This is a genomic window from Acetobacter sp. DsW_063 (assembly GCF_002153745.1).
GTDB lineage: Bacteria > Pseudomonadota > Alphaproteobacteria > Acetobacterales > Acetobacteraceae > Acetobacter.
Window position 1 is genome coordinate 1 of record NZ_JOPL01000005.1, and the last position, 14814, is coordinate 14814.

12 protein-coding genes are annotated in these 14814 nt (G+C 63.5%); 10 read left to right on the forward strand and 2 right to left on the reverse strand.

All coding sequences use genetic code 11. The annotated features are described in order from the left end of the window. Together HK28_RS00225 and HK28_RS00230 are read right to left on the reverse strand one after the other, a co-directional pair. The coding region (locus HK28_RS00225; RefSeq protein ID WP_143217265.1) for an ABC-F family ATP-binding cassette domain-containing protein at positions 1-1537 on the reverse strand (1537 nt) is incomplete at its 3' end. 90 nt (positions 1538-1627) lie between these two features. Further along, positions 1628-2365 carry a PhyR family response regulator anti-anti-sigma factor gene (locus HK28_RS00230; protein ID WP_086642622.1) on the reverse strand — a complete coding sequence of 246 codons (738 nt, stop codon included), beginning with the start codon at positions 2363-2365 and terminating at the stop codon, positions 1628-1630. Positions 2366-2418: 53 nt separating this feature from the next. Between HK28_RS00230 and HK28_RS00235 the strand changes: the two genes are divergently transcribed. The 10 genes from HK28_RS00235 to glpD all read left to right on the forward strand — a co-directional run bounded on the left by HK28_RS00235 (position 2419) and on the right by glpD (position 14758). Continuing rightward, positions 2419-3027 carry a sigma-70 family RNA polymerase sigma factor gene (locus tag HK28_RS00235; RefSeq protein WP_086642623.1) on the forward strand — a complete coding sequence of 203 codons (609 nt, stop codon included), beginning with the start codon at positions 2419-2421 and terminating at the stop codon, positions 3025-3027. A 138-nt stretch (positions 3028-3165) separates the two neighbouring features. Next, positions 3166-3759, forward strand: coding sequence for a sigma-70 family RNA polymerase sigma factor (locus HK28_RS00240; protein WP_086642624.1), 594 nt, complete (start codon positions 3166-3168; stop codon positions 3757-3759). 114 nt (positions 3760-3873) lie between these two features. Beyond that, on the forward strand, positions 3874-4044 hold the full coding sequence (locus tag HK28_RS00245) for a NepR family anti-sigma factor (protein ID WP_255376440.1): 171 nt from the start codon (positions 3874-3876) through the stop codon (positions 4042-4044). A gap of 364 nt (positions 4045-4408) precedes the next feature. After that, entirely contained in the window at positions 4409-6175 is a 1767-nt protein-coding gene (locus HK28_RS00250; protein ID WP_086642626.1) for a sensor histidine kinase, read from the forward strand. 110 nt (positions 6176-6285) lie between these two features. After that, the gene (gene cydD, locus HK28_RS00255; RefSeq protein ID WP_086642627.1) at positions 6286-8019 is read left to right on the forward strand and encodes a thiol reductant ABC exporter subunit CydD; all 1734 of its coding nucleotides are present in this window, start codon (positions 6286-6288) and stop codon (positions 8017-8019) included. Further along, positions 8016-9770 (forward strand): thiol reductant ABC exporter subunit CydC, encoded by a 1755-nt coding sequence (cydC, locus tag HK28_RS00260; protein ID WP_086642628.1) that lies wholly within the window; start codon positions 8016-8018, stop codon positions 9768-9770. The genes cydD and cydC overlap by 4 nt, the downstream gene beginning before the upstream one ends. Before the next feature lie 123 nt (positions 9771-9893). Beyond that, positions 9894-10268, forward strand: a complete 375-nt coding sequence (locus HK28_RS00265) for an OmpA family protein (RefSeq protein ID WP_086642789.1) — start codon at positions 9894-9896, stop codon at positions 10266-10268. 241 nt (positions 10269-10509) lie between these two features. Then, entirely contained in the window at positions 10510-12318 is a 1809-nt protein-coding gene (recQ, locus tag HK28_RS00270) for a DNA helicase RecQ (RefSeq protein ID WP_233140280.1), read from the forward strand. A gap of 38 nt (positions 12319-12356) precedes the next feature. Next, a complete protein-coding gene (locus HK28_RS00275) occupies positions 12357-13118 on the forward strand; it encodes a DeoR/GlpR family DNA-binding transcription regulator (protein ID WP_086642791.1) in 762 nt (253 codons plus the stop codon). A 119-nt stretch (positions 13119-13237) separates the two neighbouring features. Further along, the gene (gene glpD / locus HK28_RS00280; RefSeq protein WP_086642629.1) at positions 13238-14758 is read left to right on the forward strand and encodes a glycerol-3-phosphate dehydrogenase; all 1521 of its coding nucleotides are present in this window, start codon (positions 13238-13240) and stop codon (positions 14756-14758) included. The last annotated feature ends 56 nt before the right edge of the window (positions 14759-14814 follow it).

The following is a 14814-nucleotide window of genomic DNA, read 5'->3' on the forward strand; positions in this document are numbered from 1 at the left end:
GGGGCGATACAACCGGCGCCTCGACCGAGCGCTCTGCAAGAGCTTCCCCGCCACGTTGCGCCAGCATGTCGCTGTAGCCGCCCGCGTATTCGGTCCAGACGCCCCCGCCCGTCGCCGCGAGAATGGAGGTCGCGACGCGATCGAGAAAATCACGGTCATGGCTGACGAGCAGAACGGTGCCTTCGTAGGACGCAAGCATTTCCTGCAACAGGTCGAGGGTTTCCAGATCGAGGTCGTTGGTCGGTTCGTCCAGCACGAGCAGATTGGACGGCTGCGCCAGCGCGCAGGCGAGCATCAGCCGTCCGCGCTCGCCGCCTGAGAGCTGGCCGACCGGCGTGCGCGCCTGCTCCGGGCGGAACAGGAAGTCCTTCATGTAGCCGATGACGTGGCGCTTCTCTTCACCGACCTGCACCATGTCGCCGCCGCCGCCCGTCAGCGTGTCGGCGAGAGTACGGGTGGCGTCGAGCGCCTGCCGCTGCTGGTCGAGCGTCACCATTGCGACGGACGGGCCGATGAAAATCGTGCCGCTGTCGGGTTGGTCCACGCCGGTCAACAGGCGCAGCAACGTCGTCTTGCCTGCGCCGTTGGCGCCGACGACGCCAAGGCGATCGCCGCGCAACACGCGCAGATCAAGATCGCTGACGATCCGGCGATCGCCCCATGATTTGTTTGCGCCTTCCGCGACGGCGACCAGTTTGCCGGACGAGCCCGCCGACTGCGCGGCGAGTGTGACGGAGCCCTGCACGCGCACGGCCTCCCGCTTGGCGGTGCGGAGCGCGGCGAGTTCGGCCACACGGCGAACATTGCGCTTGCGTCGGGCTGTCACGCCGTAACGCATCCAGTCTTCCTCACGGGCGATCTGGCGGTCGAGCTTGTGGGCGTCGCGTTCTTCCTGCTCCAGAACTTCCTCGCGCCATGCTTCGAAACGGGCGAATCCCTGATCGAGCCTGCGGGTCGCGCCGCGATCCAGCCACACGACGTTGCGCGACAGCGTCTCCAGCAGGCGGCGGTCATGGCTAATGATGACCATCGCGGTCCGCAGCGACAGTAACTCCTTTTCCAGCCATTCGATGGTTGGCATGTCGAGGTGGTTGGTCGGTTCGTCCAGCAGCAACACGTCCGGCTCGGCCGCGAGTACGCGCGCGAGCGCGCAGCGGCGGGCCTCTCCTCCTGAAAGCGTCGCGGGGTTTTCCTGACCGCTCATGCCGAGTTCCGACAGCATGGCCGTCGCGCGCCATTCAGAGGAAGGGTCCGTCAGTCCGGCGACGACATAGTCGTAAGCGGTGGCGAAGCCGGTGAGGTCCGGTTCCTGAGGCAGGTAGCGTAAATTGCATCCCGGCTGGAGGAAGCGCGTGCCGGAATCGGCCATGATCTCTCCGGCAGCAATGCGCAGAAGGGTCGATTTTCCGGAGCCGTTGCGGCCGACGAGGCAGAGCCGTTCGCCAGCAGAGACTGAGAAACCGACGGAATCGAGCAGCGGTTTGCCGCCGAGCGTCAGCGTGATGTCCTGAAGAAGGAGGAGGGGAGGGGTGGCCATGGCGCGGATGCTGTGTCGGCGCGGCCTAGGATGCAAGTCGTGGCGTGAAGAATAGCGTGAAAGTCGTCCCGATTCGATCTGGTCGGAATTTCAGGGCGTTGGTACGCCGCCGGTTGTGGCCTGATAAGTAGCGATGGCGAGGGCTAGCGGCTCGAACGGTTTGGTGATGACGAAAGACGGCTCGACCGTATTGCCGGTCAGCAGGCACTCTGGATACGCGGTGACGAAGATAACCGGCACGTCCATGCTCTGCATGATCTCCGCGACGGCGGCCATTCCGTCTCCACCTTCGCCAAGGTTGATATCCGCCAGGATCAAACCGGGCTTTGTGCTCTTGGCCAATGTCACGGCCTCCGCTTGCGTATGGGCGACGCCCGCGATCGTGTGTCCGCACCGCGCCACGATGTCTTCGATGTCCATGGCGATGATCGGCTCGTCCTCGACGATGAGAATCGACGTCTGCGCCGACGATCGCAGCGCTTCATGTGCGCTGGCGATTTCGATCGCTGCTGCCTCCGGTTGCAGGTCAAGCACGTCTGCTGCGAGTTCGACGGGAACGTCCTCCAGCGTGGTCAGAAGCAGGAGCTGTCGCTGCAGCATGCTAAGAGAGTGAGGGACGTCGCCGTCGGTGAGGCTTGCCGCTTTCTCGGAAATGGCGCGATAAAGACTGAGGCGTGCGGGAAGCTTGTCGGTTGGACGGATGGCGAGGGCGCGCAGGCTCTCCGCAACCAGCAGGTCTCCTCGGGATTGGCTTCCGGTCAGGGCCCGAGCGTATCGACGCGCATAAGGTAGAGCGCGGATCAGTTCGCTTCTTTGCGAATCGGGCATAGAGGACAATCCTTCGCGGCGGAAACCGAAATGACAAGCATCGTTACGATGGCATGGCGAAGCCCCTCACGAAAAGGGGCGGAACTCTGAACGAGCGCAACCACCGTCGGGATGGGGCGTTCGCGCAACAATCGGACGGACAGACGGCATCTGCCGGAGAGGTCGCGGTGCGCGGGGGAATCGTGGCGTTGTTGCCCGACCTGCGGGCGTTTGCGCGGTTTCTTTGCAGAGATCGCGTGCGGGCCGACGATCTCGTTCAGGAAACTGTGGTTCGTTCCATCGCCGCGCGGGATCAGTTCGATCCCGCCACCAACCTTCGTGCGTGGACCTTCGCGATATTGCGAAACCTGTTTTATGAGCAGTCGCGGCGTCGCAAGCGCGAGAGAGAGGTTCTTGACGAATACGGTGCCGATCATGTCGGCGGCGGCGCCACGTCCGCCGACTTTTCGCAAATATGGGATCTCGACCGGATGCTCTGGTCTTTGCCTCCGTTGATGCGGGAGGCGCTGACACTCGTGGGCGCACACGGAATGTCTTACGAGGAGGCCGCCGCCGTATGCGGCGTTGCGGTCGGAACGATCAAGGCCCGGGTTTCACGGGCTCGCAGCGCTCTTGACCAGCAAATGCAGAACGATCAGCCGCCTGCCAAAGGTGGAGGTTGAGGTCAGCCTCGGGCTCCGTGAGACGTTTCGCCGACGTGACGGTGACATCCTCGCTTTTTCGTGATCGTCCGGTTCAATTCGTATGCAACCATTTTCCGTCCCCGTTCATTGGTGGTTCAAAAGAAGGGGAAAAGCGACATGGCTGACACGTTTCATACCCAGGTAATCGCAATCCTACCGAAGCTCCGCGTGCAGGCGCTGGCGCTGACGCGCAACCGGGCCGCGGCGGAGGACCTTGTGCAGGATGCGGTCTGCAATGCCCTCAGCGCTCGTGAGAGCTTCGTGCCCGGAACGAATTTCGGGGCTTGGATGCACCGGATTTTGAGAAACCGTTTTATCTCGGACCTGCGCAAGCAACGTAACGTGACGGATATCGAGGACGTGCCTGCCTCGCTCCTCAGCACCAAATCCGATCATGAAGACCGGCTCGCGGTGAAAGATCTGGCGTTTGCGCTGGCGCGCCTGCCGGAGGATCAACGTGAGGCTCTGGTGCTGGTGGTTCTTCAGGGGATGAGCTATCAGGAGCTTGCCGAACTTACGGGCTGCGCGGTCGGCACGGCGAAAAGCCGGGTTTTCCGCGCCCGGCGTCAGCTGGAGGCCTGGATGGTTGGTGATCTTCCGGCGGATGACAAGCTGCGTCAGCGCGCTGTGGCGTTGCGTGACGAGGCCAACCGTCGTACCTCCCTCGCCAGGGCGGGCGTATCGAACGGTTCCGGCGTGGCTCTTGGTTGAGCCGCGTTAGCAATCGTTGTGGGCGACGTATCCGGGGCGAGTGAGGTTGTGACGATCAATTCGCCGCCGGCGTCGAACCCGGACCGTTATGAACAAATCCCGTGGTGGTTGTGGATGTCGGCCAAGGACGCAAAGTCCGGTTCCGCAAGGAAGGCAAGAAGAAAGCGGGAAGATGCGTTCGAAATCTGGTTGAAGCGCGGCCTGCATCAGCTTTTCGACGACGTCGCGCAGGAGCCGATTCCCGAGGAACTGCTCAGACTGATTGAAGAGGACCGGGATAGCTGACTCCGGTCGGTTGACGCGCCGAGAGCGTGTCTGTTTCCGCTTCACAACGTTTTGTGGCGAGGGGTAGATTTTTGCGACGAAGAACGTAAACTTCGTCGAACGGGTCTTAAAAAAGAAAGACGAGACTACAGCCATGAAGCGGGAAGCGTAGCGTTTTGCCGGGCTGTAGGTCCGTAACGCTGCAGGACTGCCCAAAGTCCGTCAACGCAGCTCTAGAAACCTCGCTGTCAGTCGTTTCGCTTGCGCTAACGGGGAAGTCTTCTATCCCGCGTGATCTTGAACTGTATCGACGACGTCGCAGGAGATCGGTTTTTCGAGTCTCCCGGACTTTTCCTCAGGATAAGGGGCGGTTTGGCGTGCCGCCATGTTTCGTGCTTCCGATGGAAAAATTCTTCAGATGCTGCGCGATCTAGGCGCGCGCCTTTTTCAGTCTCGGCGGGTTTTCGACTCTGTCGGCGCACGAATGGGTGGAGTTATCTTGGGGTCCGTCGCGCCGGTTTCGGTGCTCGGCGGCGTTCTGGTGTGGCAGGATTACGTCCATCTGTCCGAAGCGAGCTTGCGGCGTGGCGAGGCCGTAAGGCTGACAGCCGACAGGCGGCTCCGGCACGATATCGACCGAACGACGGCGATGCTGGAAACAACTGGCGAGTTCGACGCTGATGGGGACCGCACGATGCGGTTCCTTTCGCTGGCCCAATCCGCCAGCGGGATGAAATATTGTTTCCTCGCCGAACTTGATCAAGCTGGATCAGTGGTCAATCAGGTCACTTCCACCGTGGCGTCCGGGGGGGGGTGCGAGGGGGTCGGCGGGCGTCCGACGGGAGACAAAACGTTCGCAGAAGTGGTGACATCCGGAAAACGCGCTTATGCGCGCGTCGTGGCGCCGATAGCCGGCGGGGGGGGAGGTTTTCCGACCCGAGTGCGCTTTCTTGTCGCCGTGGAACCGCTGGATCAGGCGGTGAGTCTGGCGGGGCCCCTTGATTCGACCGGCGGCGACGTGTTTGCGGATGCGGCGGCTTGGTACGTGGCTCCCGGCGGAGAGCTTTCACCGCTGTGCGCTCAGTGCGCCTGGTCCCGGCCTCCGGCGGGCGTCGTGGCGTCGCTCACGAGCGAGGCGCAGGAGACGAAATCCGAGACAGCGTCTCTGATCACCACGTATTCTTCCTACACGTATGGGCCGGTTGCGGGAGTCGGCGCGATACTTGTGGCGACGACGCGGCTTCCACGCGAGGCACACTCGCTCTGGATGCTTGGACTGTGGATACTCACAATCTTCGGTCTTCTCGTCACGGGGCTGATCGGCGTGATGGTTGCGGCGCACCGGCTGGTTGTCTCTCCTTTGAGACAGCTGACGCAGGACGTAAAAATGTGGGACCAGAGCGGCCGGTTCGAACCGGTGAACGCGCGCTCTACGCCGGTGGAATTTCGGACGCTCTCGAATGTATTCCGGCGGGCGACGGGGCGTCTGGCCCGGCGGGAGGCGGAACTGGAGCGTTCGATCGCCCGCCAGAATCTGTTGATCCGCGAAATTCATCACCGGGTCAAAAATAACCTTCAGATCGTGGCCTCTCTGCTGAACCTGCAGGGCGCCCGCATTCGCGCAGCCGACATGAAAGAGGAGTTCATGCTGGCGCGCGACCGCGTGCGCACGCTAGCGACGCTGCACCGCCATCTCTACGTGGAGGGAGAGGTCGAGAGCCTCAACATGGGACGTTTCCTCGCCGAATTGGGGCCTCAGTTGATGGAGGCGGCGGGAGAAGAGGCGCGTGCTTTCATAACGTTGCAGGTTGAGGCGAGCGACATTGTCTTCCCATCCAACCTTGCGACGCCCATGGCTCTGATTGTCTCGGAAACGGTGTCCAATTCGCTAAAATATGCGTTCCCGGATTTGAGGTCGGGAACGATCCTTATCTCTCTCACGCAGACCGGAGATGAAGTCATCCTCGTCGTCGCCGATGACGGGATTGGCTTGTCCGCGTCGCAGGGCATCAACGACCGGGAAGGGATTGGCCTGCAGTTGATCCGCGGGTTCGCGCGGCAGATGGGCGCGGTTCTGCAAATCGATGAAGGGGCAGGAACCCGTTACACTGTGAGGACGACATTGAGCGCCCGCAGAGCGGAGGCTGGATAGGAGGCTGGTTTTTCGGGCTCGGTCGCGCCCGACGCCGCCTATGCGCCTGCCGTGTGGCGACCCTTCCTTGCGGGGCTGTTTCAGGATGTGTCTCTCGGCTATAGGGAGGCATGACACAAAGCAAGGAAGCCACCCGCACATGGGTGCGCGCCCAGGCGCGGCGCGGCTTGCGCGCAGCGCGGCCTTCAATCGCCCTTGGGGTGTTTTCCGGGCTGGCGGGTGCGGCGCAAATGTGGTGCGCGGCCTGGTTGCTCGGGCAGGCGTTGACTGCGGCAGAGACGTCTGAGGCGCCGGCCATGTCAGCGTCGTCCGACGTTTGGCGTGCGCTGATCGCCTTCGCTGCCCTTGGCGCGCTCAGGATCGCGGTCGGCATTTGCGGCGAGACGCTTGCGGCGCGTGCCAGCGCTCGGGCCAGAACGCGTCTGCGTGGAGAGGTGCTTGGCGCGATCACCGAAGGTGGCCCGGCATTGCTGAGGCAGACGCATAGCGGCGCTCTCGCTGCGCTGGTGGTCGACAGGATCGAAGCGTTGGACGGGTATTTCGCACGCTGGGCTCCCGCGTCGGTGCTTTGGATGGCGGTTCCGTGTTGTCTTTTGGCGCTCGTCGCGCTGGCGCAGCCGCGCGCGGCGGTCGTGCTGGCCATCTGCGGCGCCGCCGTGCCCGTCCTGCAGGCAGTTTTCGGCATTGGCGCCGCCGTCGCGTCGCGCAACCAGTTTCTGGCCATGACGCGGCTTCAGGCGCGCTTTCTTGATCGCATACGGGGGATCGCCACCATCGTTCTGGCCGGTCGCGCCGAGGACGAGGCCGCGCGTCTGGCTGAGGCGGCCGACGATCTGCGGCGGCGGACGATGAAAATCCTGCGCGTCGCGTTCCTGTCCTCGGCCTCCATCGATATCGCGATGATCGTGGCGTTGATCGTCATCGCAGTCATGGACGGGCATGTGGCGCTTGCCGCCGTTCATGGTGGCGCGTCCGCGGATTTCTCCTCTTTTGTCTCGCGCAGCCTGTTCGCGCTGTTGATCGTCCCGGAGTTTTTCGCCCCATTCAGGGGACTGGCTCTCGCCTATCAGGATCGCGCGCATATCCAGGGCGCCGCCACCGACATTCTCGCTCTTCCGCCGCCGCCGCCGCTGTCCGAGGCGTTGCCGATCCGCACGGTCGAGGCGCATGGCGTGACCATAGCGTTCGAAGACGTTTCCTTTTCGTGGGACGCGTCGCGTGGTCAGGCCCTCGATCATGTGTCTTTTGTCGTCCCGGCCGGGGAAACGGTGGTGCTGGCGGGTCCGTCCGGCTCCGGCAAATCGACGATCATGGAATTGCTGCTCGGGTTCGCTCGGCCGGACAGTGGGCGTATCACCTTCAACGGCGCGGACCTTGCGACCGTAGTGCCCGACGCGCTGGCGAAGATGACCTCCTGGATAGGGCAACGGCCTGTGCTTTTCGCAGGCACGATTCGCGAGAACATCCTCTTTTCTCGCCCCGATGCGACCGATGAGGATCTGGCGTCGGCAGTCCGGGCCTCTGCCGTTGACCGTTTTCTCGCCGAGTTGCCTCAAGGATTGGAGACGCGCATTGGCGAAGGCGGGTTCGGCCTGTCGGGCGGGCAGGCCCAGCGGATTGCGATCGCAAGGGCGTATCTGAAGAACGCACCAATATTGCTGCTCGACGAGCCGACGGCGCATCTTGACCCGATGACCGAGGCCGACGTGTTCGAAAGCCTCAGGCGGCTGGCGCTAAAGCGCACGGTGCTGCTGGCCAGCCACTCCACTGCGGTTCACATGTTCAACGGGCGACGGGTCGACCTCTCTCATGGTCGCGTCAAGATAAGGCAGGGCGTGGCATGAGCAGCTCGGCAAGGCGCGCGGAGCGTTCTACAGCCGACCAGTGGGCGGCGGTTCCTCTGACGACGGAGACCGCGCCGATCGACGATGTCGCGGCGATGAAGCGTATTCTGGCCGTATGGCGGCCGCACGCGCCGCGCCTGTTTGTCGGGCTTCTGCTTTCCGTGCTGGCGGTTCTGGCCGGCCTCGCAATGATGAGCGGCGCGGGACTTCGGCTTGCGGGAGCTGTGCTCGGGGCCGTCGTCGTCACGACCGCCGCCCTGCGGCTCGTCGGCGGCGGTCGTGTGCTGCTGCGGTATAGCGAGCGGCTATACGCCCACGACGCCATGTTCCGCGCGCTGGCGACGCTGCGCGTCTGGTTCTTCCGTTCTCTTGCAAGCGGCGCAGGGGCGGGCCTCGGGTTTCGCCGGGCGGGGGATCTGCTGTCGCGTCTGGTTTCTGACGTGGAAGCGCTGGACGGCTTGTATCTGCGGCTGCTGCTCCCTCTTGCGGGCGCCTGCATCTCTCTCCCTGTATTGCTGATCGCCCTTGCGCGGGCGAACGGGTTGCTTGCCGCGCTGGTTGGCGCGCTGTTCGTTATCGCGGCGTTTCTCGCGCCTGCGTTGGCCGCTCGATTGAGCCGGGAGTCCGGTGACGGGCTGCTGCGTGCCTTGGCTGCGTTGCGGATTGACGCGCTCGATCTGATCGGCGGCATGCGCGAAATTCGGGCCTTTGGCGCTGGCGGCAGGATGCTGGAGCGTGTGCAGGAGGCGAATGACACGCTGGTCGGTCGTCAGACACGGCTGGCCGCACGCATGGCCCTCGTCGGCGGCGTCTCGCAGCTTTGCACGCAACTGGCCATATTGTTTCTGCTGGCCGCCATTGTGGGCGCCGGGTTTGTGCGGATACCGGCGGTCGAGGGTGTTGGCTTGCTGTTTCTGACACTGACGGCGTTCGAGGGCGTGGCGGGCCTGACCCGTGCGGGCATGCTGGCGGGCGCCATGGGTGCGGCAGCGTCGCGCGTGGTGTCGGCTGCGGGCGTTTCGACCACCGAGGAGTTGTCCGCCGGATCGGCGGAGACGCCTTCCCAGACAACACTTCCGACGCATTTCGACATCAGGTTCGAGGCGATCGGTTTTCGCTGGGCTTCGAACCGAGCTCCCGTGTTCGAAGAGTTTTCTCTAGATATCGTTGAGGGCAGCCGGGTCGCTTTGCTTGGGGCGTCCGGTGCGGGCAAATCCACGTTGTCGGCGTTGCTTCTCAAGGCCGTGCGACCGCAGAGCGGACGCGTGCTGCTTGGCGGCGTCGATATCGCGACGATCCCGGATGAGTGGTTGCGCCGCCGGGTCGCGTGGCTGTCGCAGGCGACACACCTGTTCGACGACACCATTCGCAGCAACCTGCTGTTGTCGAACCCTGACGCGTCCGAGACGGCGCTCTGGCGCGCTCTGGACGCCGCCGCTATCGGCGATTTCGTGCGCGCTCTTCCGGAAAGGCTGGACACCTGGCTCGGCGAGGGCGGGGTCAAGGTTTCCGGCGGGCAGGGACGTCGCATCGCGTTGGCGCGAACGCTGCTCGCCGACGCGCCGATTCTTGTGCTGGACGAGCCGACAACCGGGCTGGACGCGACTGTCGAGCAGGAGTTTTTGACGACGCTCAACACCGTCGCCGCGCATCGGACAGTGCTCCTGATCGCCCATCGTCTGACAGGGGTTGAGGAACTGGATCGGGTGTGGAGAATTTCGGGCGGAGAGGCGACGGCGGCCACCGCCTGAGCGCCCAGGAAGTTCTGCGCAGTTGACGGGGCCCGACCGATGGGGGCACGAAATATTTTTCAGGTTCGTGTCCCGGAATATCCTGATCGGGACGACGATTCGCGTTTTTTCGGAGTTCGCCTGATGCGCCGCCTGTTTCCTGTCTTAGCTCTTTGCCTGCTCGCCGGTTGCACCACGGGACCTGGGCGAAAATATGTCGTGTTTTTCAGCGAAAGCTCGACGACGCTCGATGACGCGTCAAAGAACGTGATTTCGGAGGCCGCTGCGATGGCGGCGAAGTATCCTCAGGCCGACGTGCGCGTTGAGGGGTACGCCCGCGCCAACGGCGACCTTTCCGCCGACTCTGCATTGGCGATCGACCGCGCCAAGCTCGTCGCGCAGCAACTCTCCGACGATGGCGTCGCGGCGAGTCGCATCTCTCAGCACCCGCGCGCGCCCTCCAACGCGGATGGCACGGTCGGCGCTCGCCGCGTGGAGATCGAGTTCGTTTCACACTGAAGGCCGGGATGTTGGGAACGAACCCGTCAACGTACGCTCAAAGTTCGCTAACGTTGCAACTCGGACATTCAACTTGTCCGGGCTGAAGGAAGCGCCGCCGGTTGAGGGTATTCCGGACGCGGATATTCCATATGAGGATATCTCCTACGACGATATCTACGACCCGGCCGTTCCGGACGAAGAGAGCGGGAACCGCGCACCGTCCCTAGGGGGGCGGGATCGTTTCGTTGGCGCAGAGCCGATTGACGTCCTGAAGACCGTGTTCGGCTTTCCGGCCTTTCGCGGTCTACAAGGCGACGCTGTTGCGCGGGTGACGGCTGGCGCGGACACGCTGGTCCTGATGCCGACCGGCGGAGGCAAGAGCGTCTGCTACCAGATCCCCGCCCTGTGTCGTCGGGGCATGGGGCTTGTCGTATCGCCGCTGATTGCTTTGATGGACGATCAGGTCGCCGCCCTTCGGCAGCTTGGCGTCAACGCTGCGGCCCTGCATTCGGAGCTTGGCGAGGACGAGGCGTTCCAGATTCGCGCCGATCTCGCGGACGGTCGTCTGGACATCCTCTACGTATCTCCCGAACGATTGCTTTCGCCCGGGACGCTCGACCGGCTAACGCGGCAGTCCATTTCGGTCATCGCAATCGACGAAGCTCATTGCATTTCCGCCTGGGGGCATGAGTTCCGTCCAGAGTACCGCGCCCTCGAAAGTCTGCCGCGTAATTTTCCCGGCGTGCCGCGCATCGCGCTGACCGCCACAGCTGATCCCCGCACCCGCGACGACATTCTCGCGGCGCTGGCGATGCCGCATGCTGAGGTCCTCTCGGCCAGTTTTCACCGACCGAATTTGATAATCTCCGCACGCCCCAAGGGCGGCGAGACGAAGCAGCTCATCGCCGCGCTGGACAGGCGGCGCGGCGACGCGAGCATCGTCTATTGCGGCTCCCGCGCCCGAACGGAACGTACGGCTGCGACGTTGCGGGACAAGGGTTTCCCTGCCTGCGCTTACCATGCGGGGCTCTCTCCGCAGGAAAAGCGTGCGGCGTTGCATCGTTTTCGCTCTGGCGAACCGATTGTGATGGTCGCGACCATCGCTTTCGGCATGGGGATTGACCGTCCCGACGTGCGGGCGGTCGTTCATCTCGACATGCCGTCCTCGGCGGAGGCTTATTACCAGCAGATCGGTCGCGCGGGTCGTGACGGCCTGCCGTCTGATACGCTGCTGCTTTATGGCGGGGAAGACATGACCCGCGCGCGGTACTGGCTGGACCAGTCGGCGGCTCCCGAGAGCGAGAAGCGGGTGATGAGGGGGCGGCTGGAGGCGATGATCGCCCTGACCGAAACCACGTCTTGCCGCACGCGGGCGCTGCTGGCGTGTTTCGGGGAAGTTTTGCCCGAACCATGTGGCCATTGCGACAATTGCCGCTCTCCGGCGCCGACGTTCGACGGGACCGAGGCTGCGCGCAAGCTGCTGTCCGCCGTCTATCGCACCGGACAGCGGTTCGGCGCCCTTCACGTTATCTCTGTGTTGCGGGGCAAAGCGTCGGATTCCGCCAGTCGCAATGGCCATGACAAGTTATCGGTCTGGGGCATCGGCAAGGATGGCAGTGAGACGTTCTGGCGTGGCGTCGTGCGGCAGCTCATTGCACGCGGGGCCCTGCGGATGGGCGACGAACATGGCGGTCTGGCGTTGAATGACGAGGTCGCGCGTCCGATCCTGCGTGGCGATGAGTCTGTGATGTTGCGCGAAGACGCGATCGAAGCGGAGACCGCCGGCGGGCGCAAAGCGGAGCGCCGTAATGATTCCCCTGCGGACGACTTGCCAGAAGAGGCGCGTCGCATTTTTGACGCCTTGAAGCTGTGGCGCCGGGCGGAGGCGCGCGAACAGGAGATTCCTCCCTACGTGATCTTCCACGACGCGACGTTGCGCGACATCGCATTGGAGCAGCCCGGCTCGCTTGCGGAGCTGGGGCGCGTGAAAGGCGTCGGCGGCTCCAAGCTGGATCGCTATGGAGAGGCCGTGTTGCGCACCTTGCTGGATGTGGGGCGCGCGGCGTGATCGGCGTTACGGGCGAGGACGGACCGTCCGCCCGGCTGATGGAGATCGCGACGCTTGTCCGCAAGCAAGGCTATGTCGCGAACGAAGATTTGGCGCGGACATTTGGCGTCGCCGTACAGACGATCCGGCGCGACATCCGTCGTCTGGCCGATGCGGGGGAGGTCGTGCGCCATCACGGCGGGGCCAGCGCGCCGTCCTCCGTCGAGAACATCGCCTATTCCGAACGGCAGATTCTCAATCACCGGGAGAAGGAGGCGATCGGCCGCCGCGCCGCCGCTGAAATTCCGGACGGGGCCTCGCTGTTCATCAATATAGGCACCACGACGGAAGCCTTCGCGCGCTCGCTGATCGGGCGGCGGGGGCTGCGGGTCATCACGAACAATCTTCACGTCGCCTCTTTGCTCGCTGGAGGAGACGGGTGCCGCGTCGTTGTGGCGGGTGGGGCTGTCAGAGTGCGTGACGGCGGCATTCTCGGGTTGTCGGCGCAATCGATGTTGGAGCAGTACCGGGCCGATTACGGCGTGATCGGAATAAGCGGCATCGATGACGACGGGACGCTACTGGATTTCGATCCGGAGGAAATACTGGCTTCGCAGACGATTCGCCGGCACTCGCGGCGTGTTTTCCTGTTGGCCGACCATGCCAAGTTCGCACGTCGACCGCTCGTGCGCGCCGGCCATATCAATGAAGCTACAGCTTTCTTCACCGATGCGCCGCCTCCGACCCGCATTCGCGACATGCTGACGGCGAGCGGGGTGGGGTTGCATGTGGTCGATACGAATGTTCGGAAACGAACATAGTGCTGTGACGTAATAATGATGACGAGGTATGGTTCTTGGGTATAGGGAACCATTGCTAAGTGTCGCCATGTTCGGATACGAATGTGCGGCGTCATCATCTTACGGACGAGGTGCGAGGTATGGTCGCTCAGGAACAGAAGTCGTCGCATGTCTTCGACCTGTTGGTCGTCGGCGGCGGCGTGAACGGGGCGGGCATTGCGCGCGACGCAAGCGGGCGCGGCGCCTCGGTGCTTCTCGTCGAACAGGACGATCTGGCGAACTACACGTCCTCTTCGTCCACGAAGCTGATCCATGGCGGCCTGCGCTATCTGGAATATTACGAATTCCGCCTTGTGCGCGAGGCGCTGATAGAGCGTGACCGCCTGCTGGCGATCGCGCCGCATATCATGTGGCCGCTGCGTTTTGTCCTGCCGCACTCGAAGTTGGTGCGCCCGGCCTGGATGCTGCGCGCCGGATTGTTCCTTTACGATCACCTCGCGCCTCACATGAAGCTGCCGAAATCACGCGGCATCGATTTGCGGAATCACTCTGCGGGCAAGCCGCTGAAGTCTGAATACTCCAAGGCGTTCGTCTATTCGGATGGTTGGGTCGAAGACAGCCGCCTTGTCGTCCTGAATGCGATGGATGCTGCGGCGCGGGGCGCAGACGTCCGCGTTCGCACGCGCCTTGTCTCGGCCAAGCGGGTCGATGGCGTGTGGGAAGCGCAGATCGAAGACAAGCGTTCGGGCGAGACGAGCACCGTTCGCGCCCGTGCGATGGTCAACGCGGCGGGGCCGTGGGTTGCGCGCCTGCTGTCCGACGAACTTGCCGTGCCGCACTCGAAGTCGGTCCGACTGGTCAAGGGCAGCCATATTGTCGTTCCTCGCGTATTCGAGGGACCGCAGTGCTATATTTTCCAAAACCCCGACAAGCGCATTGTCTTCGCTATCCCGTATGAGCGGAAATTCACGTTGATCGGCACGACGGACGAAGCGTGGGGCGAGGCTCCGGGACGCGTGGACATTTCGCCTGAAGAGGTCTCGTATCTCTGTGAGAGCGTGAACCGCTATTTCGAAAAGCCGGTTTCTCCGTCCGACGTCGTGTGGTCCTACGCTGGCCTGCGTCCGCTTTACGACGACGCTGCGGCCAATGCTTCCGCCGTGACGCGCGATTACGTGCTCGATCTCGATACGACGGGCGGCGCGCCGCTGCTGTCGATCTTCGGCGGCAAGATTACGACGTATCGCAAGCTGGCCGAGCACGCGATCGAGAAGCTGATCCCGGAGATGCCGATTCTCGCTGGCCGATCCTGGACGGCGGATGCGGCTCTGCCAGGCGGAGATCTCGGCGTCGGCGGATTTGAGGCGGCCCTGAAGCGCCTGCGCGACGCCGCGCCGTTCCTGTCGTTGACGCATGCGTGGCGTCTGACGCGGGCCTATGGTTCGCGCGCCTACGACGTTGTAGGCGCGGCCAGAACACTGGAGGATATGGGAGAGAATTTCGGCGCTGATCTTACCGCGCGGGAGGTCGATTATCTGATCGACAACGAGTGGGCGGTCACGGCGGAGGACGTGCTCTGGCGTCGCAGCAAGTTGGGCTTGCATATGACGCAGGAACAGAGGACGGAGGTGGAGAGGTATATCGCCGATCGCCAACATTAAACCGGCGTCCCGCCGGGTGTTGCGTCGTCGTTCAAGGTTTCCGAAACAAAATAATG